This is a genomic window from Arthrobacter sp. efr-133-TYG-118 (assembly GCF_030209755.1).
GTDB lineage: Bacteria > Actinomycetota > Actinomycetes > Actinomycetales > Micrococcaceae > Arthrobacter.
This window is the reverse complement of the sequence record NZ_JARVRH010000024.1, coordinates 185,541-204,962: the sequence shown is the minus strand read 5'-3', so window position 1 is coordinate 204,962 and position 19,422 is coordinate 185,541. Positions and strand designations below refer to the sequence as shown.

The window sequence follows — 19,422 nt, the reverse complement described above, 5'->3', positions numbered from 1 at the left end:
GTCAGAAGACCATCGGGGGAGCGTTCAGCACGGTTTCGTCCGTGCTGCGCTGCACCCACTGGCTGAAGGGCGTGTCGAGATCGTACTTGTCCTGGTCGTTGCGGATAAGTGTCCGTAGCTCCGCGTTGCCCGGGTTGTTGAGGGACTCGAAGTACTCCACCGACCAGTGGAACCATCGCATGCAGAAGAGCCGCATGGTGAGGCCATGGGTTACCAGCAGGGTGTTGGGCGCGTAGTCGGGTTTTTCCCAATGCCGGTACAGGGTTTCCATGAAGGACGAAATCCGGTCGTAGACATCGGAGCCTGATTCGCCCTCGCGGAACCGGTAGAAGAAGTGCCCGTAGAGGTTGCGAAGCTCCTTCTGGTCCCCGATGTCTCCGGCAATCTGGAAGTTGGCCCAGTCCTGTTCACGCAGCCGGGGCTCCTCGATCACCCTTTCCGTGATGCTGTCCAGATTCAGTGCCTCGAGGGTCTGGTATGCCCGGAGGTACGGAGAGACATAAACGCACACAGGTTCGCCGTCGAGCTTCCTGCGCAGGGCCTCACCCGCGGCCCGTGCCTGCTCGATGCCAAGCTCCGTCAGCGGGATGCGGTAGTCGGGCACACGGTTGTAGATGGAAGTGTCGGCATTGGCGGCGGACTGGCCGTGCCGGATCATGAAGATTCGTGCTGGCGCGCTCATCCCACCAAGCATAGGGTCAGGAATCGCCCGGCCCATGCAAGCGGACACCGGGGACCCGGCTCTGAGGAAAACATCAGGCAAATGCGGGCAAGATAGGAGCATGCTCCTAGCCTCAACGCGCCGGTTGCGCGCCGAAGTGCTGATTGTCCTTGGCCTGTCCCTGGGCCAATCGGCCGTGTACTCCGTGGTGCAGTTGTTGGACAAGATGACCCAGGGGCCTTTGGCCCATGCGACGTCTACCCTCAACCGCTCGCAGAGCACGCGCGAGTACTTCGATCTCACCTACCAGCTGCTGGATATCGCGTTCGCTCTGGTCCCTGTGGTGTTGGTGTTCTACTTCCTGTCTTTGCACCGCCAAACGGCCGAGAGTCCCTCGGGATTCACCCGGCTGGGCTTCAACTTCGCCCGCCCGGGCCGTGACGCGTTGCAAGGACTGGGCCTCGCTGCGCTGATCGGAATCCCGTCGCTGGGGCTCTATGCGGCCGGCCGCGCCCTGGGGATCACGACGGCGATCATCCCCAGCGGCCTGGACTCCTACTGGTGGACCGTGCCGGTGCTGGTCCTCTCCGCGGTGCGGCACGCCGTCGTCGAAGAAGTCATCGTGGTGGGCTACCTCCTGGACCGGTTCGGGAAGTTCGGGTGGAGCACCCCGCTGGCGATCCTGCTCAGCGCGCTCCTTCGCGGCAGCTACCACCTGTACCAAGGCTTCGGGCCCTTCATCGGCAACGCCGTCATGGGCCTCGTGTTCGGCTGGATTTACACGAAGACCAAACGCGTCATGCCGCTCGTCGTGGCCCACGCCCTCCTGGACATCGTGGCGTTCGTCGGCTTCAGCGTCTTCGGCAAGGCCATCGGGCTGGGGTAGGGGTCGGATTCTGCTGGATCATTCCCTTCGCCGAAGTTGCCGGTCCCGTGATTCCGCGGGTCCGGAATTTGTCCATTCGAATGATTGAGCAGAATCCAACATCCGAGCGAAGACGATCCCGGGACGGACGCGACGCGCCCGGGATTTACCCACGTTTGTCCTATAACCCGGGTTAGGAACAACGCCCTTAAAAGGTTTCGGCCGCCATTGTGGGGTGACGTCATTGGCACCCGCATATGGCGGCCGAAGTTTTCCGGGCCTTCCCGGCCCGTTGGTCCGTCTCATGGTGACGGGATGGTCCGTCAGATGGTGACGGCTCCGTTGGTGGTTTCGAACGTTACCGACATGATTCCCGGCGTTCCGTGCGGAGCCATCCATTGGACAGCAACGTCCTCCAGCGGCTTTTCCACGGGTTCCCCAAGCCACTCGGTGACGCGCTCCGCGGAGCCGGCAATAGTGAGGCTGGACATCTTGACATCGCTTGGGTACACGAGGGACGGGTGAAGTGCAGGGTCGCCCTCCCAACGGAGCAAGTAGGGAACCTGGGGATCGGCGATGAGTCCCAGGATGCCGATCTGCGACCAGACGAGTTCGCGGCCATCCGGAAACTTGCGGTTGCCGGGAACAGCGGCGCGTCCGAGCCGCTGTTCGAACGGGCTCAGGTCGTCAACAGCGACGCACCAGCCCATCCACCCACCTCCCGCGGCGGAGCGCGCACGGACGGCTTGTCCAAAAGGTGCCTTGTCGGATGCCGGGTGGTCAAGGACCTCGACAACTTCCAGGTATTTGTGGTCAGCAAGGGGGATGATCATGTTCCGGGTACCGAAGCGCGGGTGCACTCCGCCCCGGACTGCGTCCACTCCCAATGCTGCGGAAATCCGCTCGGTGGTGGCCAAGAGGCCATCTCGTTCACAAGCGTAAGAGACGTGATCCATGCGCATGGCTTCATCTTGGCACTTTGTGATGGAGCTCTCAGCTAAGCCAAGCCTAACCAAGGTGGGATGTATCGAAAAGGCAGCTCAGAGTCACTTCAGGACGCGCCAAGACCGAAAACTACTGTGTTCGTCACAAAGCTTCCGGAGCCCGCAATACCGTCCCTAGACTGGCGGCACCCGAACGCCGGCAGGCTGAATACCGCAGCTCCGCAGGCTGAATCACGGCAAAAGCCCAGACAACCAGGAGCCCGCATGTCCCAAGGATGGTCATTCGAAACGCGCCAGATCCACGCCGGCCAGGAGCCGGACGCCGCCACCGGCGCCCGGGCACTCCCCATCTACCAGACCACCTCGTTCGTCTTTCCCAGCGCGGAAAGCGCAGCCAACCGCTTCGCGCTGGCCGAGCTGGCGCCCATCTACACCCGGATCGGCAACCCCACGCAGGATGCGGTGGAACAGCGCATAGCGAGCCTGGAGGGTGGCTTGGCGGCGCTCCTGCTGAGCTCCGGCCAGGCCGCGGAAACGTTCGCCATCCTCAACGTCGCCGAGGCGGGCGACCACGTGGTCGCCAGCCCGAGCCTCTACGGCGGCACCTACAACCTGCTGGCCCACACGCTCAAGAAATTCGGAATCTCGGTCACCTTCGTCGAGGACCCGGACAACCTCGACCACTGGCGCGACGCCGTGCAGCTAAATACCAAGCTCTTCTTCGCCGAAGTCGTCTCCAACCCCCGCCAGGATGTTTTGGACATCGAGGGCGTCTCCCGCATTGCGCACGAGGCAGGGGTCCCGCTCGTCGTGGACAACACTCTCGCCACGCCGTACCTGATCCGGCCCATCGAGTGGGGCGCGGACATCGTGGTGCATTCGGCCACCAAGTACCTGGGCGGGCACGGATCTGCCATAGCCGGCGTCATCGTGGACTCCGGCAACTTCGATTTCGGCAAGGACCCTGGGCGGTTCCCCAACTTCAACACTCCGGACCCCAGCTACAACGGCCTGGTCTACGCCCGCGACCTCGGCAAGGACGGTGCCCTCGGCGCGAACCTCTCCTACATCCTCAAGGCCCGGGTCCAGCTCCTGCGCGACCTCGGCTCGGCAGTTTCCCCGTTCAACGCTTTCCTGATCTCCCAAGGAATCGAAACCCTCAGCCTGCGGGTGGAGCGCCACGTGGACAACGCCACCAAAGTGGCGCAATGGCTCGAAGGGCGCGACGACGTCGAATCGGTCGCGTACGCGGGGCTGCCTTCCAGCCCGTGGTTCGAACGCGGGCGGAAGTACGGACCCCGGGGCACTGGTGCGGTGGTGTCCTTCACCATCCGCGGCGGCATCGACGCCGGCAAACGCTTCGTGGACGCCCTGGAGCTGCATTCGCACGTGGCAAACATCGGCGACGTCCGTTCCCTGGTCATCCACCCCGCGTCCACGACGCACAGCCAGCTGACGCCCGAACAGCAGGCCGTTGCCGGAGTGACCCCGGGCCTGGTGCGGCTGTCCGTCGGGATAGAGCACATCGACGACATCCTCGCGGACCTCGAGTCAGGATTCCGGGCGGCCAAGGGCGCCTAGCACCCCCGGATGGCGTAGGAGGCCGGTCGGCGTCGCAGCATGAATCTTCGCCAGCCGGCCTCCGCACCCCCCGCTTCATGAACAAAACGCAGTCAAGTGTCACAAAGATGTCATAATCTTCGTCAGAAGGGGTCCGGTTTTCCTAGACTCTTCCTATAGGTCATGAGTGCCAGCGACAGCCCCGGCTTGCTGGCCGGCAACCCTCCATTCGCGGCGGGGTGCCCCGGGTGAAGACCTGGCCCTTCGCTGTGTTGGCGGCGGGCAAGCGCGATGTGAGGTGTCAACGAATGACAATTGCTGCAACAGCCATACCCCTTTCCGGTACCCAGGACGGATCTCTCAAGTATGTTTCTGTGGGCGGACTCGAGCTGGAGGCCGGAGGTTTCCTGCCGGAGGTAGTCCTTGCGTACGAGACGTGGGGCCGGCTCAATGCAGACGCTTCCAACGCTGTCCTGGTGGAACACGCCCTGACCGGCAGCACCCATGTGGCCCGTGGCGAGAGCGACGAAGAAGGCTGGTGGGAACAACTCGTTGGTCCCGGTGCCACCATCGACACGGACCGCTACTTCGTGGTCTCCGTCAACATCGTGGGAGGCTGCTACGGCAGCACGGGGCCGTCGTCGAACGCTCCTGACGGCAGGCCGTGGGGCTCCCGCTTCCCGCTCGTGACCCTGCGGGACAGCACCGTAGCCGAAGCCAGGCTGGCCGACGCTTTGGGAATCCGCAGCTGGCACACCGTCGTCGGCGGGTCCATGGGCGGCGCCCGGGCACTGGAATGGGCCGTCAGCTATCCGGACCGTGTCAAGCGATGCGCCGTGATTTCGATCGGGGCGTACAGCACTGCCGAGCAGATCGCGTTCGCGCAGGCCCAGACGCTTGCCATCCGGCAGGACGCCGACTTCAACGGCGGCGACTACTATGGCCAGGCCGCGCCCGAGGCGGGGTTGGCCCTTGCCCGGCGGATCGCCCACATCACCTATCGTTCGGCGGATGAACTGGACTTCCGCTTCGGCCGGAACGCCCAAGGCGGCGAGGCGCCTCTTCAGGCTGCCGTGTTGGGAGACCGGGGCCGCTACCAGGTGGAGAGCTACCTCGACCACCAGGGAAGCAAGCTGGTCCAGCGCTTCGACGCCAACAGCTACATCGCCATCACCGAGGCCCTCATGAGCCACGACATCACCCGCGGCCGGGGCTCATTGGAGGATGCGCTGTCCGTGGCAACGGCGAAGTTCTTCGTTGCCTCGGTGGACTCAGACCGCCTCTACTTCCCGGAACAATCCCACGAGCTTGCCAAGGGCTTGCCCGGGGAAGTTCCCGTTCACGTGATCGAGGCGCCGATCGGGCACGACGGTTTCCTCACCGAGATCGGCCAGCTCGGTCCCCAGCTGCGCGAAGCTTTCTTCGGCTGAATCAGCCGTTCATGATCTCCTGGCGGAGCTTCATGTAGTCCTCCATGGCGATTTTCCCGTCGCTGTACTCCTGGTCCAGTTCGGCCAGTTTCCGTGCTCGGTAGCCTTGGGGTGCGCTGTTCGGCTGGGGAGTAGCCGGCGACGGCGGAGCGGCCTGCCGTGCGGGCGTCGCCAGCGGGGGTTGCGGCTCAGCCGGGATGATTACCGGGGGTTGCTCCGGGTATCCGACCGGGTAGTTCTGTGGCGGATAGGACTGCCCGGGAAACGGGCCGTCGGGATATTGCTGGCCGGGGAACTGTCCCGGAGGGGTTCCGGGGTAGTCCCCGTAGCTGTTGTTCCCATAGTCCCCGTTCCGGAGCCTGCGCTGGCGCGATCGGTTGTACATGCGGATCCCCATGGGAATCAGCCAAGAGCAGACGATGATCCAGAAGATCAAATTGTTCACGGTGGAGGCCTCCCTGTCTTTCACCAGCTTAACCCCGCTCCCTGTGACCCACCTCGTGGTCCCCGGTCAGCTCCGGGGCAGGATGGTGTCGGCAGGACCGAAGACGGGTCCCGGCGTCGGGCGTTTCGGAAGGATGCCGTCGCCGGAGGACCGGTGCCGGATCCGGCGGATGACCCACGGTACAAAATACTCCCGAGCCCAAACGAGGTCGCCCGAACGGGCTTCGCGCCAACTGCGCTGGGGGAGTGGCTTGGGGAACAGCGGTTCGAGGTTGTGCGGCACATTGAGTGAATCGAGGACCATCGCGGCGATGGTGTGATGGCCGAGCGGCGAGAAATGCAGGCGGTCTTCGTCCCACATCTGGGAGTTCGAAAGTTGCCGTAGGGACCACATGTCGGCGATCACGGCATCGTGGCGGGCGGCCACGGTGCGGAGGTTTTCGTTGTAGATGGCCACCTTGCCGCGGATCCGGCCGAGTACTGATGACACGGTGTCCGGACCGTTGAAGAGAACCACGATGGCGCCTTCGGAACTCAGGGTCTGCACGGCGGCATCGAGTTTTTCGGCCAAGGCGTCGGGATCGCCGCCTGGACGGATGAGGTCGTTGCCACCTGCGGAAATGCTCACGAGGTCCGGCTTGAGGTCCATGCAGGGGCCAAGTTGTTCGTCGAGGATCTGCTGTAGCAGCCGCCCGCGGATGGCGAGGTTGGCGTAGGCGAAATCCCGGTGTCCCCGGCTCAGTTCCTCCGCAACGCGGTCCGCCCAGCCGCGATGTCCCCCGGGGTTGTTGGGCTCGGGGTCGCCGATTCCTTCGGTAAAGGAATCACCTAATGCCACGTAGCGGGTCCACGGATGAATCCGCTCGACCGACTTCGGCCCGACCGTGGAATCAGTGTCACTCACGTTCATATCCTGCCTCTTGCTGCAACGCTACGCGCCCGTAGCTTGTTACTCATGGGTAACTGCAAGAATAGTCCCATGAGTCAAGCTTCCGCGTTCCCTGCCCCTGCTTTTCCAGATCCGGTCGTTTTGTGGTCCCACGAAGAGGAAGAACGGGCTGGAAAGCCGTTGCTGCTCCTGTTGCACGGCTACGGATCCAACGAGCAAGACCTCTTCAGCCTTGCCGGGCTGCTGCCCCAGGACTTCGTCGTCGCCTCGCTCCGCGCGCCGATCGCCACGGGCCCGGGCTTCACGTGGTTCCCGCTTACAGCGTCCATCGACTACTCCCTCGACGCCGTCAAAGACGCCGCGGAGTACGTGCTTTCCTGGTTGGACTCGTTCAAGGCCAACCACAGTTCGGTGACGCTCCTCGGATTTTCCATGGGCATGGCCATGGCCACCTCGCTGCTTCGGCAGCGCCCGGCGGACTTTGCCGCCGTCGTCGGGCTTTCAGGCTTCGCCGTTGACGCCGATGCCGACCCCGCGTTCCGTGACGCCGAACTGGACGGTTCCGTGCCGCTCTTCTGGGGACGGGACCAGCAGGATCCTGTCATCACCCCGGACAAGATCGAATACACCATGGGGTGGGTACGAAAGCACACGGACCTTACCAAGGTGCTCTACACAGGCATGTGGCACGGTATCAACCAGCAGGAAATCGGCCACGTTGCAGAATTCCTGGAGCACAAGGTCCTCGCGTCCGTATAAAGCAACGCGGGGTCACTTACGGCCCATTCAGAGGCATGTAACGGGCCGTAGGTGACCCCGCGTTGCTAGGACTCCGTGGTGATCCGCACCGTCTGTCCGTTGACCGTCACGGTGTCGCCTACGTGGAGTTGGCGGCCGCGTCGATCGTCGATCTCGCCGTTGACTTTGACCAGGCCGTTCTTGATGAGTTCCGTGGCTTCCACGCCGTCCTCCACCAGGTTGGCGAGCTTCAGGAGCTGACCGAGTCGGATCATGTCGTCGCGGATGGGGATTTCTTCGATTTCCGGGTTGCTCATACAAGCAATGATGCCTGAAGTAAGGTGGTGAAAATGCCGCAGTCGTCCCGTCCCTTGCTCACCGGGCTGCTCCTTGCCGTGGCAACCGGACTCGTGATTCCCCTTCAGGGCCGGATCAACGGCGCCCTGGGCGCAACGCTCGACGACGGCATCGCGGCCGCCGTCGTCAGTTTCACCACCGGACTGGTTCTGATCGCCGCGATCGGCCTGGCGCTGCCGAAGGGCCGCGCCGCCCTGCGAAGGATCCTGCCTGCACTCAAGGAGCGGAGCTTTCCAAGGTTCTATGTCCTGGCCGGCGGCATCGGCGCCCTGTTCGTGTTTGCCCAATCGTTCACGGTCGGCTTGCTTGGCGTGGCCTTGTTCACGGTTGCTGCGGTGACTGGCCAGACCCTGAGCGGACTACTCGTGGACCGGCTCGGCATCGGGCCCGGCGGTAAACGCTCGATCACCGGGGTCCGCATCCTCGGCAGCGTCCTGACGATCGCCGCCGTCGTCTGGGCCGTTTCGCCGCGCCTCGGTGCAGCGGCCGACGTCGGGTCCCTGCTGCTCCCGATCCTGTTGCCCGTCGTGGCAGGGTGCCTGATGAGTTTCCAGCAGGCGATGAACGGCACGGCGACCGTGCACTACGGCAGCCCTATCGCCGCGACGCTGGTGAATTTCGTGGCCGGAACGGTCATTCTCTGGATCGCCTTGCTCATCAAAGTGATCCTCGTTGGTCCCGGCCACGCCCTGCCTGCTGAATGGTGGTATTACTTGGGCGGGCCAATGGGCTGCGTCTTTATCGGCCTGGCTGCCTTGTTGGTCCGCAGCCTCGGAGTCCTGGTGACCGGGTTGGGAATGATCGCCGGACAGTTGCTCGGATCCCTCGCGCTTGACCTGGTCCTGCCGGCTCCCGGAACGGTGGTTGCCTTGCCCACGATCCTTGGCACCTTGCTCACGCTGTTCGCCATCATCGTCGCCACGTTGCCATGGCCGAAGGGCGCGCTCTCTTCCCGCCGTCCCGCCAAAGGCCAGTCAGGCCAGTCCCGGAGGCAGGACCGCGGCCAAAGGCCGGTAGGCTAGGACACGCAGCTTCCTGCACAGCATTACCTTCGCGCACAACCACGGACCGCACCCAGCGGCCCTGTAGAACATTGGAGTACCCATGGCAGCAAAATCCGTCCTCGACCAGGTCATTTCCCTCTCCAAGCGGAGGGGCTTCGTGTTCCAGGCCGGTGAAATCTATGGTGGCTCCCGGTCCGCATGGGACTACGGCCCCCTCGGTGCCGAGCTCAAGGAAAACATCAAGCGCCAATGGTGGCAGAGCGTCGTACGCGGCCGCGAAGATGTTGTGGGCCTGGATTCCTCCGTGATCCTGCCCCGCCAGGTATGGGAAGCCTCCGGCCACGTCGAGGTGTTCTCCGACCCCCTGGTCGAGTGCCTTTCCTGCCACAAGCGTTACCGCGCCGACCACCTCGAGGAAGAGTACGAGGAAAAGAAGGGCCGTCCCGCCGAAAACGGCCTCAAGGACATCGCCTGTGCAAACTGTGGCACGCGCGGCCAATGGACCGAACCGCAGGAGTTCTCCGGCCTGCTCAAGACCTTCCTGGGCCCCGTGGCCAGTGAAGAAGGCCTGCACTACCTGCGCCCGGAAACCGCGCAGGGCATTTTCGTCAACTTCAGCAACGTGCTCACCACGTCCCGCAAGAAGCCGCCGTTCGGCATCGGCCAGATCGGCAAGTCCTTCCGCAACGAAATCACGCCGGGCAACTTCATCTTCCGCACCCGCGAGTTCGAGCAGATGGAAATGGAATTCTTCGTCGAGCCGGGCACGGACGAAGAATGGCACCGGTACTGGATGAAGGAACGCATGTCCTGGTACACCGGTCTGGGCATCCGGCCGGAAAACCTGCGTTTCTTCGAGCACCCGTTGGACAAGCTCAGCCACTACTCCAAGGGCACCACGGACATCGAGTACCGTTTCGGTTTCCAGGGCTCCGAATGGGGCGAGCTTGAGGGCATCGCCAACCGCACCGACTTCGACCTCTCCACCCACTCGAAGGCATCCGGCCAGGACCTCAGCTACTTCAACCAAGCCACCAACGAGCGCTACACGCCGTATGTCATTGAACCGGCCGCCGGCCTGACGCGGTCCTTCATGGCCTTCCTCGTGGACGCCTACACCGAGGACGAGGCACCCAACGCCAAGGGCGGCGTCGACGTCCGCACTGTCCTGAAGCTCGACCCGCGCCTGGCACCGGTCAAGGCAGCCGTGCTGCCCCTGAGCCGCAACGAGGACCTGTCCCCGAAGGCGAAAGACTTGGGTGCCCAGCTGCGCAAGAACTGGAACATCGACTTCGACGACGCCGGCGCCATCGGCCGCCGCTACCGTCGCCAGGACGAGATCGGTACACCGTTCTGCATCACCGTCGACTTCGACACGCTTGATGACCAGGCCGTCACCATCCGTGAGCGCGACACCATGAGCCAGGAACGTGTGTCCCTGGACAAGGTGGAGGGTTACCTGGCCACACGACTGATCGGCGCCTAAGCGTGTCCATCGAATACCGCGAATGGCGTGAGGGCGACGACCTCGCGCTCCTGGAAATGTGGGGCGGGCCCGAGACCCTGCCGGCCCAGCAATTCCGCGCAGCCCTGGCGCCGTCGAGCAACAGCGGTCAAGGCCAGCCTTGGCGCAGGTGCATCGTGGCCGAAGACGTGGTTGACGGCATCGGCATCCCGGTCGCCGCGGGTGTGGTCCATGAGGCGTCCCTGCACCCGGAACGGCTCTGGGCCTACATCGAGGTTGCCAAGGACCACCGCCGGAGCGGGATAGGGGCTACGCTCCTGACCATGCTCCGGCGCGAAGCCGAGCAGTCGCCGTCGGGGGTCGCCAAGCTGCGCAGCAAAGTGGAGCCCGGCACGGCCGGTGCCGCATTCGCCGAGTGGGCGGGGCTTGCACCCATTCAGCGTTCACAGCTTGTGGTGGTGGATCCCGAGCCGCTCAGGCTGCCGGTGTTTGGAGACGGCTCCGAAGCAGCGGCTTCCGAGCAGGTGGAAGACCTCGCCACGGGATCCGTGGAACTGAGCGACGTCGTAGGCCGGTACTACACCGCCGTGCACCACTGGGACAACCCGGGTGAGCTCGGCATCCCCACTGTGCAGCGGCTGTTCCTCGACGAGCTGACGGGGGCACACGGTGCGCTCGTGCTGCGTGCGCCCAAGGCGAGTGCTTTTGGTGCTGGAGTTCCGGCCACCCGCAAGGGCAAGCTGCACGCCTTCGCCATCAGCTATGCCCAGGGCAGCTCGGACGAGCCCTCGGAGGTATTCCTTGGCCACGATCCGCTTTTGCAGGATGACGAGGCGCGCGCCGCAATCCGTGACCTGCTGGCGCTCATTGCCTACCAGCACCCCGTGCTCCTCGAAGTGGACGATTCAATGACGGCCGTGCGGGCCGTCGTCGATCCTTTGCTGGAGCTGGGCAAGGCGAAGCTCCGCGGTGCGGACACCTTGGTGGTCAGTGAATAGCCGTTCCTCGAGGCCCGGCCCAACTGACTCGCATTAGTTCTCGTTTTGGGCCACTCGTTTTGAGCCCTCATAACGGCCACAACTGCGAGTTGGACGGTGAAGCCTTGACGAGGCCGCGGCATGGGTGTATCGATGACGACGTAAGCCCCGGCCGTTGTTCTGGTGGGGTAGCGGCGAGTGGAACCAATCCGGTCTCATGAGGAGAATCGGCGGTAACACCCATGAATGGAACAGCCCTCGACGGACTGCGCGAACAGCTCCGTGGGCAACTCGTCACTCCTAGTGATCCTGACTATGATTCCGCCCGCGCTGTCTTTAACGGGATGATCGACAAGCGCCCGGCAGGCGTCGTCCGGGTGGCGCAGGTGGCGGATGTCATTGCGAGCGTGAATTTTGCCCGGGACAATTCCCTGCCCTTGGCTATTCGCGGCGGCGGCCACAGCGCCCCCGGCTTCGGGACCTGGGACGATGCCCTTGTCATAGATTTCGTCAACCGTACCGGAGTCCGTGTTGACCCCGAGGCCGGTACAGCCCGTGCCGAGGCGGGAACAACCTGGGCAGATTTCAACCATGCGACCCATGCCTTCGGGCTGGCCACCACCGGCGGTATCGTGGGGTCCACCGGCATCGCAGGCCTGACCTTGGGTGGCGGCATCGGCTATCTTGCCCGCAAGCACGGCCTGTCCTGTGACAACTTGATCTCCGCTGACGTGGTGACAGCGGACGGCAAGTTCCTGACCGCCAGCGAAACCCGGAACGAGGATCTCTTCTGGGCCTTGCGGGGAGGCGGAGGCAATTTCGGTGTGGTGACGTCACTGGAATACAAGCTTCACCCGGTGGACATGGTCCACGTGGGCATCGTCATCTATGGAGCAGAGCACACCGAGACTGTCGCCAAGTTCTACCGGGATTACATGGACTCCGCTCCGGAGGAATTCGGGGCGTTCCTCGGCTTCCATCAGGGCCCGCCGGTGCCGTTCCTTCCCGAAGAATGGCATGGCAAGCCCGTGTGCGTCGTGGTCGGGATGTGGACGGGAGACATGGCAGAAGGGGAATCCCGCTGGCAGCCGTTCCTTGACGCCGCACCCGTGGCCGGATCCCTGATCACCCCGATGCCCTATCCGGCACTCAACGTGGCGTTTGACGGGCTCAATCCCAAAGGCCTGCAAGGATACTGGAAAGCCAACTTCATCAGTGAGCTCAACGATGGCGTCATCGACGCACACGCTGAATTCGGTTCCACGGTCACGAGCGTCAACACCGCGGTCCACGTCTACCCGATCGACGGCGCTGCAGCCCGGGTTGGAGCCCGGGACACGGCTTTCGTAAACCGCGGGATGAAGTTCGCCCCCGTGATCGCGGCGCAATGGCCGGACCCCGCCGACAACGAAGCCAACATTGCCTGGGCCCGCAACTACGCGGAGGCCCTCCGTCCGCATTCTGCTGCCGGCGGCTACATCAACTTCATGGATGCGGAGGACCAGAACCGAGTGGCTGAGAACTACGGGGTCAATTACGAACGGCTCCAAGCTATCAAGGGCAAGTACGACCCAGGAAACCTCTTCCACGTGAACCAAAACATCAAACCTGCATGAACCCGAGTGCTGGGTACTTGCGCGGGACGCAGCGCTGCCCCACGTAGGCTTGTGGGCATGAGGTTTTGCAGCTAATGGGTCACGGCCATTCACACGGACATACAGAGCATTTCGAGCCAAGCCCGCAGGCGCTCGCGGCACGCAAGCGGGCCAACTGGCTCCTCGTAGCCGTGCTGGCTCCGATTGCCGTGCTCACGATCGTTGCCATGCTCGTCATGTGGCCGTCCGGGAGCAAGGAAGGCATCACCTTCGCGAGCCCCTACACGGCCGCTCCGGGGGTGACGTTTGATACCGGCAAGATCCAAGCCGTCACCCAGGAAAGCTGCACGCAGGGGACCCAGGCTCCGGGTACGAACGGTACGAACGGTGCGAACAGTGCGAACGGTGCGAACGGTGCGAACCAAAGCAGCGGCACACAGCCGCAGGGGTCCCAATGCACCTTCGCGTCCACGCAGCCGGATAACGGCGGTAGCCCCGTCAAAGTGGTCATCAACCCGGATGTCGCCAAGTCCCACGGCGTCAAAGTGGGAGACAGCATCCGCTACCTGAACCTCTCCGGAGTGCAGGGGGCAGCGGCAGGCAATGGCTCGCCGTCGTACGTTTTCCTGGATTTCGTGCGGACCATTCCCATGGCCCTCCTGGCGATCCTCTATGCCGTGGTGGTCATTGCCGTCGCGCGTTGGCGCGGCTTCAGGGCACTCCTTGGACTGGCCGGAGCCTACGTGGTGATGGTCAGCTTCATGCTTCCGGGATTGGTGGAAGGCAAGCCGCCGCTGCTCGTGGCATTGGTTGGCTCCACGGCGATCATGATAGGGGTGCTCTATTTCGCCCACGGATTCTCGGCCAAGACCTCCACCGCGTTGCTGGGCACGATCTTCGGCCTCGGCATTACGGCGCTGTTGGCGGCCTGGGCCACGGATGCGGCTAACCTGACCGGCATCGCAAGCAGCGAAGGCGCCACCCTGGTGAATATGTCGGACAAGATCTCCCTCTCCGGGATCATCCTTTGCGGGCTGATCATCTCCGGACTCGGAGTCCTCAACGACGTGACAATCACCCAGTCCGCGGCCGTCTGGGAACTCTACGAGCTGGCACCCGAGACCGGCGCGCGCAAGCTGTTCACCTCGGCCATGAGGATCGGCCGGGACCACATCGCCTCCACCGTCTACACGATCGCCTTCGCCTACGCCGGTGCCGCGCTCCCCATCCTGATCATTGTCATGCTGTACGACCGCCCGCTGGTTGATGCCCTCACCAGTGCCGAGTTGTCCGAGGAAGTCATCCGCACCCTGGTGGGGTCCATCGGCCTGGTGCTGGCGATCCCGGTGACCACCCTGATCGCCGTGATGGTGGTCAAAGCGACCGGTCCGAGGCGGCTGGCGGCCGCCGTCGCCGCGGAATCGGAACCAGCCCACGACGACGGTGACGGGAAGGTCCGTGAGCTCGAAACCGCCGGGTCCGCCGACGCCTTCGAAACGTTCGACACCGGCGAGCTTGCCGCCGTCGTCATGACCAGGCGGGCACGCAGGGAAGCCGAGCGCCGCTAGCCCCCCGATGACATTTGTCATCCCTCATTGGTGACACACGCCCGGGCGCCGGACGCGGATCCCGGCTTTGATGGGCAGTGGAGTAAACCAAAGCCAAGGAGAGCCATGACAACAGCGAGTGTGCCGGCCGTCCACGCAGCCGGACTGCACAAGAGCTTCGGGAAGGTCCACGCCGTCCGCGGCCTGGACCTCACCGTGCAGCCGGGGGAAGTGGTGGCGTTCCTCGGTCCCAACGGGGCGGGCAAGACCACCACCATCGACATGATCCTCGGATTGAGCGCCCCGGACCAGGGAAACGTTTCCATCTTCGGCCACACTCCCCGGGGAGCCATCGCCCGCGGCCAAGTGGCAGCCGTGATGCAGACCGGCGGTTTGCTGCGGGACATCAGCGTGCGCGAGACCGTGCAGCTCAATGCAGCCATGTTCGATTCCTCCCGCCCTGTGGACGAAGTCCTGGCGCGGGCGGGCATCCTGGAGATCGCCGACCGCAAGGTGGAAAAGTGCTCAGGCGGCCAGCAGCAACGGCTGCGCTTCGCCATGGCCCTCGTCTCCGATCCTGGATTGCTCATCCTGGACGAGCCGACCACCGGCATGGATGTCGCGGGGCGACGCGACTTCTGGACCGCCATCAGGACCGACGCCCAGCGCGGGCGGACCGTCATCTTCGCCACCCATTACCTCGAAGAAGCCGACGCCTATGCGGACAGGATTGTCCTGGTCCGGCAAGGCAGCATCGTTGCGGACGGCACCGCCGCCCAGATCAAGAACCTTGCCTCGGGCCGTACCGTCAAGGCTTCGCTTCCGGCAACAGAGCGCGGGCTGCTGGCCGGGATGCCGCCCGTCGAAGGCATGGAGTACGACGGCGGCCGCCTCACCGTCCGCACGGGCGACTCGGACGCCGTCGTGCGGTACTTGCTCAACAACACGGGCGCCCACGACGTGGAGGTGGCGGCCAACAACCTCGAGGAGGCGTTCGTCGCCCTCACCGGGGACGATGCCGTGCCGGAATCCACGAGCATCACTTTTGAAGGAGACCTCGTATGAGCACGGCAACAGTCGTCCAGGAACGGAAGCCGTCCGCGGGCGGGATCAACCGCACGTTCCTCTGGATCGAGATCAAGCGGATGCTCCGGAACCGGCGGACCATCATTTTCACGGTGTTCATGCCAGCCGTCTTCTTCTTCATTTTCGGCTTGTCCAACAAGGACAAGCTCCTGCCCAACGGGCACAGCTACGGCCAATACATCCTCATCAGCCTCACGGTGTATGCCGCGATGACCGCTGCTACGGGTGCCGGCAGCCAGGTGGCAGTGGAACGTGCGCAAGGTTGGAGCCGCCAGCTTCGCCTCACGCCTCTCCTGCCCGGTGCGTATATCGCGGTGAAAGCCATGGCCGCGCTCACGCTGTCCCTTGTTGCCGTCGTGGCCCAGTTCGTCATCGGTGCCCTGGCAGGCGTCACCATGGATGCCCAGACCTGGCTGACGGCGGGGTTGGTGGCTTGGCTGGGTTCCCTGGTCTTCGCGGCCCTCGGATTGTTCGTCGGATACCTCATGCCGAGCCAGAACGTCATGCAGGTCCTCGGCCCGGCCCTGGCGATCCTTGCCATGCTCGGTGGGCTGTTCATGCCGATCGAAATCATGGGGGAGACGTTCGGGAACATCGCCAAGTTCACGCCCGCATACGGGATCGGGCAATTGGCCCGGAGTCCCATCACCGGCGAGTTCGATTGGGCGTGGATCGTCAACGTGCTCATCTGGCTCGTGATCTTCGTCGCCGGGGCTGCGATGGCGTTCCGCCGCGACACGAAACGTGTCTGAACCGGCCGCTAGGGTAGGCACCATGACCAGCAACTCAGGCGGAACCTCCTTCAGGGACGTGTTCACCGGAAACGTGTTCAGCGGCACCATGTTCCGTGGTTCCATGTTCAGCGGTCCCGGGCCACGAGGCTGGTTCATCGGTGCGGGACTCTCCATCCTGCTCTGGGCCTGGCCGACGTGGAACATCGTGTGGTCCGTTGACGAACCGCTGGCCTGGAAAGCGGCGGCTTCGGCGTCCCTGATCGTGTTCTTCGCCGCTTACGTCTTCCTCCCGCAGATCAGTTGGCGCCTGGGCGTCCGGGCGGGCATCGTGTCCGTCTGTGTCCTGCTGGCGCTGAACGGGCTGATGATCCTCATCATCGGAAGGGAGGCCTTGTGGACCTGGACGTTCCTCGCCTGCGCCATCGCGATGACGTCCCTTCCGCCGCGCACCGATTTCTTCCTCATCGTCGCCTTGTCCCTCGCCTCCTTTTCCACCCAGCTGGTGACGGGCAACGGGGAGCAGGCCTTGCTCCAGGCCGGGATCATCTTGTCCCTCGGCCTCATGATGTCCGCCTTCGCGCGGCTGATCCGGCAGACCGCACGGCTCCGGGAAGCGCAGACTGAACTGGCCGACGCAGCCGTGGCCGCTGAGCGCAGCCGCGTGGCCCGGGACATGCACGACATCCTGGGACACTCCTTGACGGTGATCGCCGTGAAGGCCGAGTTGGCCGGCCGGATACTGGACACCGTCCCTGGCGACTACCCTGCCCGGGACCGGGCGGCTGCCGAGATTTCCGCGGTGCAGGACTTGGCCCGCGGTGCGCTCGCCGACGTCCGGGCCACGGTGGCCGGATACCGCGGCGTCAACGTCCTGGCGGAGCTCGCTATTGCCCGGACGGCATTGGAATCGGCCGGGATCGACGCCGAATTGCCGGGAACCGTGGAGCAGGTTCCCGCACGGCACCGGGAGCTCTTCGGCTGGGTCCTGCGCGAAGGCGTCACTAACGTTGTGCGGCACTCCGGTGCCGCGCGCTGCCGCGTCCGGTTGACGGCGTCGAGCGTTCTGGTGGAGGACGACGGCGTCGGCCCGGCCTCCGGAGGCCGCTCCGGGAACGGACTGGCCGGGATCTGCGAACGCGTGGGCACCGCCGGAGGAACGGTCAGCATTGGCCCGAGTGACCTGGGAGGGTTCAGATTGGCGGTGGAGGTATGAGCATCCGATTGGTGATCGCGGACGACCAGGCGCTCGTGCGCGGAGCACTGGCGGCTTTACTCGGACTGGAGCAGGACATCGAGGTGGTCGCTGAACTGGGCGACGGGACAGGGGTGGCGGCCGCCGTCGTCGAGCACTCCGCCGATGTGGCGATGCTCGACGTCGAGATGCCCGGCCTGGACGGGATCAGCGCGGCAGCGGCCGTGCGGCGGGCCGCGCCGTCGTGCCGGGTCCTCATGGTGACCACCTTCGGACGGCCCGGCTACCTCAAGCGCGCCATGCAGGCCGGTGCCTCAGGATTCGTCGTCAAGGACACGCCCGCGCGGCAATTGGCCGAAGCGGTGCGACGCGTCCATCAGGGGCTCAGGGTGGTGGACCCTGTGCTCGCCGCGGAATCCTTGACCGCGGGAGACAGCCCATTGACCGAACGCGAAGGAGAGGTGCTCAAGGCAGCGTCCGACGGCGGAACGGTGGCCGACATCGCGAAGTCGACGATGCTTTCCGAAGGGACCGTGCGGAACTACCTGTCCGCCGCGATGGCCAAGACCGGTGGCCGGACCCGTGCCGAGGCTGTGCGGATCGCAGAAGACAACGGCTGGCTGCTCTGAGCCCCGCCTTGAGAGCGTGGGTGCGGCCCGGGCGCTGCGTTCCGGGCCGTAGCTGTCGGCCCGCACCCACGTATTCGGCAAGCTCCAGTCTGAGACAATGGACGGGTGACTGTAGTAGCAACGCCCCCTTCGCCCAAGCTTGAACTGCCCCCGCTGCAGCTCGGCCGGATCACCGTGGACACCCCAGTGATCCTTGCCCCGATGGCCGGGATCACCAACTCGGCTTTCCGTCGGCTGTGCCGTGAATACGGCGGCGGTCTGTACGTCGCGGAGATGGTGACATCCCGTGCCCTGGTGGAGCGCACGCCGGAATCGTTGCGCATCATCTCCCACGACGACGACGAAAAGGTGCGTTCTGTGCAGTTGTACGGCGTGGACCCTGTCACCGTGGGCCAGGCCGTTCGCATGCTCGTCGAAGAAGACCGGGCGGACCACATCGACCTCAACTTCGGCTGTCCCGTGCCCAAGGTCACCCGGCGCGGCGGCGGATCCGCCCTTCCCTGGAAGATTGACCTCTTCACCTCGATCGTCCAGACCGCCGTCAAGGAAGCCTCCAAGGGCGATATCCCGCTGACTATCAAGATGCGCAAGGGCATTGACGAGGACCACCTTACGTACCTCGACGCCGGCCGCATCGCCCGCGATTCCGGCGTTGCCGCCGTCGCGCTCCACGGCCGCACGGCCGCACAGTTCTACTCCGGCCAGGCCGACTGGTCCGCCATCGCACGGCTGCGCGAAGCCCTCCCGGACATTCCCGTCCTGGGCAACGGCGATATCTGGTCCGCCGAAGACGCAGTCCGCATGGTGCGCGAAACCGGGATCGACGGCGTCGTGGTGGGCCGCGGCTGCCAAGGCCGACCGTGGCTCTTTGGTGACCTCCAGGCCGCGTTTGAAGGAAGCGATCAGCGCCACCGTCCGGGCCTGCGCGAGGTGGCCGACGGCGTCTACCGCCACGCCGAGCTCATGATCGAAACCTTCGGCAACGACGAGTACAAGGCGCTGCGCGAGATCCGCAAGCACATGGCCTGGTACTTCAAGGGCTATGTGGTGGGCGGGGAACTGCGCGCCAAACTGGCCACCGTGCCAACCCTCGAGGTCCTGCGCGAGCTCCTGGACCAACTGGACATGGACCTGCCGTACCCGGGCGTCGACTCGGAGGGTCCGCGCGGACGCGCAGGTTCCCCCAAGAGGCCGGCCTTGCCCAAGGACTGGCTGCTCAGCCGGCAGATGGATGCGGATCAGACGCGCGATATCGCCGCAGCCGAACTCGACGTCTCAGGCGGCTAAAGCGCGGCCCGGGTCGCC

General features: G+C 64.6%; 19 protein-coding genes and 1 riboswitch. Of the genes, 14 read left to right on the top strand and 5 right to left on the bottom strand.

The genetic code is table 11. The annotated features are described in order from the left end of the window. Position 1: 1 nt before the first annotated feature. A complete protein-coding gene (locus QRN59_RS19260; RefSeq protein WP_284984046.1) occupies positions 2-682 on the bottom strand; it encodes a histidine phosphatase family protein in 681 nt (226 codons plus the stop codon). A gap of 100 nt (positions 683-782) precedes the next feature. On the opposite strand from QRN59_RS19260, the gene QRN59_RS19255 reads away from it, so the two are divergent. Next, positions 783-1,547 carry a CPBP family intramembrane glutamic endopeptidase gene (locus tag QRN59_RS19255; RefSeq protein WP_284984045.1) on the top strand — a complete coding sequence of 255 codons (765 nt, stop codon included), beginning with the start codon at positions 783-785 and terminating at the stop codon, positions 1,545-1,547. A gap of 302 nt (positions 1,548-1,849) precedes the next feature. On the opposite strand, the gene QRN59_RS19250 is transcribed toward QRN59_RS19255, so the two are convergent. Continuing rightward, complete coding sequence (locus tag QRN59_RS19250; RefSeq protein ID WP_284984044.1) at positions 1,850-2,488, bottom strand: VOC family protein; 639 nt, start codon at positions 2,486-2,488, stop codon at positions 1,850-1,852. A 246-nt stretch (positions 2,489-2,734) separates the two neighbouring features. On the opposite strand from QRN59_RS19250, the gene QRN59_RS19245 reads away from it, so the two are divergent. Then, positions 2,735-4,051 (top strand): bifunctional o-acetylhomoserine/o-acetylserine sulfhydrylase, encoded by a 1,317-nt coding sequence (locus QRN59_RS19245; protein ID WP_284984043.1) that lies wholly within the window; start codon positions 2,735-2,737, stop codon positions 4,049-4,051. Positions 4,052-4,209: 158 nt separating this feature from the next. After that, a riboswitch (SAM riboswitch) is annotated at positions 4,210-4,325 on the top strand. Between the two features lie 13 nt (positions 4,326-4,338). Beyond that, a complete protein-coding gene (gene metX / locus QRN59_RS19240) occupies positions 4,339-5,460 on the top strand; it encodes a homoserine O-acetyltransferase MetX (RefSeq protein WP_284984042.1) in 1,122 nt (373 codons plus the stop codon). A 1-nt stretch (position 5,461) separates the two neighbouring features. Here metX and QRN59_RS19235 read toward each other — a convergent pair whose 3' ends face one another. Further along, positions 5,462-5,905 (bottom strand): hypothetical protein, encoded by a 444-nt coding sequence (locus tag QRN59_RS19235; RefSeq protein WP_284984041.1) that lies wholly within the window; start codon positions 5,903-5,905, stop codon positions 5,462-5,464. A gap of 66 nt (positions 5,906-5,971) precedes the next feature. Then, a complete protein-coding gene (locus tag QRN59_RS19230) occupies positions 5,972-6,814 on the bottom strand; it encodes an SGNH/GDSL hydrolase family protein (RefSeq protein ID WP_284984040.1) in 843 nt (280 codons plus the stop codon). Between the two features lie 69 nt (positions 6,815-6,883). Between QRN59_RS19230 and QRN59_RS19225 the strand changes: the two genes are divergently transcribed. Then, positions 6,884-7,552 carry an alpha/beta hydrolase gene (locus QRN59_RS19225; RefSeq protein WP_284984039.1) on the top strand — a complete coding sequence of 223 codons (669 nt, stop codon included), beginning with the start codon at positions 6,884-6,886 and terminating at the stop codon, positions 7,550-7,552. A 65-nt stretch (positions 7,553-7,617) separates the two neighbouring features. Here QRN59_RS19225 and QRN59_RS19220 read toward each other — a convergent pair whose 3' ends face one another. Further along, a complete protein-coding gene (locus QRN59_RS19220; protein ID WP_078105795.1) occupies positions 7,618-7,848 on the bottom strand; it encodes an RNA-binding S4 domain-containing protein in 231 nt (76 codons plus the stop codon). A 33-nt stretch (positions 7,849-7,881) separates the two neighbouring features. On the opposite strand from QRN59_RS19220, the gene QRN59_RS19215 reads away from it, so the two are divergent. The 10 genes from QRN59_RS19215 to dusB all read left to right on the top strand — a co-directional run bounded on the left by QRN59_RS19215 (position 7,882) and on the right by dusB (position 19,404). Continuing rightward, on the top strand, positions 7,882-8,910 hold the full coding sequence (locus QRN59_RS19215; RefSeq protein ID WP_284984038.1) for a DMT family transporter: 1,029 nt from the start codon (positions 7,882-7,884) through the stop codon (positions 8,908-8,910). Between the two features lie 82 nt (positions 8,911-8,992). Further along, on the top strand, positions 8,993-10,378 hold the full coding sequence (locus QRN59_RS19210) for a glycine--tRNA ligase (RefSeq protein ID WP_284984037.1): 1,386 nt from the start codon (positions 8,993-8,995) through the stop codon (positions 10,376-10,378). Between the two features lie 2 nt (positions 10,379-10,380). Continuing rightward, positions 10,381-11,355, top strand: coding sequence for a GNAT family N-acetyltransferase (locus QRN59_RS19205; RefSeq protein ID WP_284984036.1), 975 nt, complete (start codon positions 10,381-10,383; stop codon positions 11,353-11,355). A gap of 221 nt (positions 11,356-11,576) precedes the next feature. Then, positions 11,577-12,950: an FAD-binding oxidoreductase gene (locus QRN59_RS19200; protein ID WP_284984035.1), complete on the top strand. Its 1,374-nt coding sequence runs from the start codon at positions 11,577-11,579 to the stop codon at positions 12,948-12,950. 74 nt (positions 12,951-13,024) lie between these two features. Next, on the top strand, positions 13,025-14,497 hold the full coding sequence (locus tag QRN59_RS19195; RefSeq protein ID WP_284984034.1) for a YibE/F family protein: 1,473 nt from the start codon (positions 13,025-13,027) through the stop codon (positions 14,495-14,497). Between the two features lie 105 nt (positions 14,498-14,602). Further along, positions 14,603-15,541 (top strand): ABC transporter ATP-binding protein, encoded by a 939-nt coding sequence (locus tag QRN59_RS19190; RefSeq protein WP_284984033.1) that lies wholly within the window; start codon positions 14,603-14,605, stop codon positions 15,539-15,541. After that, positions 15,538-16,314, top strand: a complete 777-nt coding sequence (locus QRN59_RS19185; RefSeq protein ID WP_284984032.1) for an ABC transporter permease — start codon at positions 15,538-15,540, stop codon at positions 16,312-16,314. The genes QRN59_RS19190 and QRN59_RS19185 overlap by 4 nt, the downstream gene beginning before the upstream one ends. Positions 16,315-16,336: 22 nt before the next feature. Beyond that, entirely contained in the window at positions 16,337-17,509 is a 1,173-nt protein-coding gene (locus QRN59_RS19180; RefSeq protein WP_284984031.1) for a sensor histidine kinase, read from the top strand. Then, positions 17,506-18,117, top strand: a complete 612-nt coding sequence (locus tag QRN59_RS19175) for a response regulator transcription factor (protein ID WP_284984030.1) — start codon at positions 17,506-17,508, stop codon at positions 18,115-18,117. Before QRN59_RS19180 ends, QRN59_RS19175 begins: the two co-directional genes overlap by 4 nt. A gap of 105 nt (positions 18,118-18,222) precedes the next feature. Continuing rightward, positions 18,223-19,404 (top strand): tRNA dihydrouridine synthase DusB, encoded by a 1,182-nt coding sequence (dusB, locus tag QRN59_RS19170; RefSeq protein ID WP_284984029.1) that lies wholly within the window; start codon positions 18,223-18,225, stop codon positions 19,402-19,404. The last annotated feature ends 18 nt before the right edge of the window (positions 19,405-19,422 follow it).

Bases quoted from the DNA above. Each gene is read 5' to 3' on its own strand.
- QRN59_RS19225 (WP_284984039.1), top strand. From the start codon at position 6,884: ATGAGTCAAGCTTCCGCGTTCCCTGCCCCTGCTTTTCCAGATCCGGTC.
- QRN59_RS19215 (WP_284984038.1), top strand. From the start codon at position 7,882: ATGCCGCAGTCGTCCCGTCCCTTGCTCACCGGGCTGCTCCTTGCCGTG.
- QRN59_RS19250 (WP_284984044.1), bottom strand. From the start codon at position 2,488: ATGCGCATGGATCACGTCTCTTACGCTTGTGAACGAGATGGCCTCTTG.
- QRN59_RS19230 (WP_284984040.1), bottom strand. From the start codon at position 6,814: ATGAACGTGAGTGACACTGATTCCACGGTCGGGCCGAAGTCGGTCGAG.
- QRN59_RS19195 (WP_284984034.1), top strand. From the start codon at position 13,025: ATGGGTCACGGCCATTCACACGGACATACAGAGCATTTCGAGCCAAGC.
- QRN59_RS19175 (WP_284984030.1), top strand. From the start codon at position 17,506: ATGAGCATCCGATTGGTGATCGCGGACGACCAGGCGCTCGTGCGCGGA.
- QRN59_RS19260 (WP_284984046.1), bottom strand. From the start codon at position 682: ATGAGCGCGCCAGCACGAATCTTCATGATCCGGCACGGCCAGTCCGCC.
- QRN59_RS19255 (WP_284984045.1), top strand. From the start codon at position 783: ATGCTCCTAGCCTCAACGCGCCGGTTGCGCGCCGAAGTGCTGATTGTC.
- QRN59_RS19220 (WP_078105795.1), bottom strand. From the start codon at position 7,848: ATGAGCAACCCGGAAATCGAAGAAATCCCCATCCGCGACGACATGATC.
- QRN59_RS19210 (WP_284984037.1), top strand. From the start codon at position 8,993: ATGGCAGCAAAATCCGTCCTCGACCAGGTCATTTCCCTCTCCAAGCGG.
- QRN59_RS19245 (WP_284984043.1), top strand. From the start codon at position 2,735: ATGTCCCAAGGATGGTCATTCGAAACGCGCCAGATCCACGCCGGCCAG.
- QRN59_RS19200 (WP_284984035.1), top strand. From the start codon at position 11,577: ATGAATGGAACAGCCCTCGACGGACTGCGCGAACAGCTCCGTGGGCAA.
- QRN59_RS19180 (WP_284984031.1), top strand. From the start codon at position 16,337: ATGACCAGCAACTCAGGCGGAACCTCCTTCAGGGACGTGTTCACCGGA.
- QRN59_RS19185 (WP_284984032.1), top strand. From the start codon at position 15,538: ATGAGCACGGCAACAGTCGTCCAGGAACGGAAGCCGTCCGCGGGCGGG.
- QRN59_RS19190 (WP_284984033.1), top strand. From the start codon at position 14,603: ATGACAACAGCGAGTGTGCCGGCCGTCCACGCAGCCGGACTGCACAAG.
- metX (WP_284984042.1), top strand. From the start codon at position 4,339: ATGACAATTGCTGCAACAGCCATACCCCTTTCCGGTACCCAGGACGGA.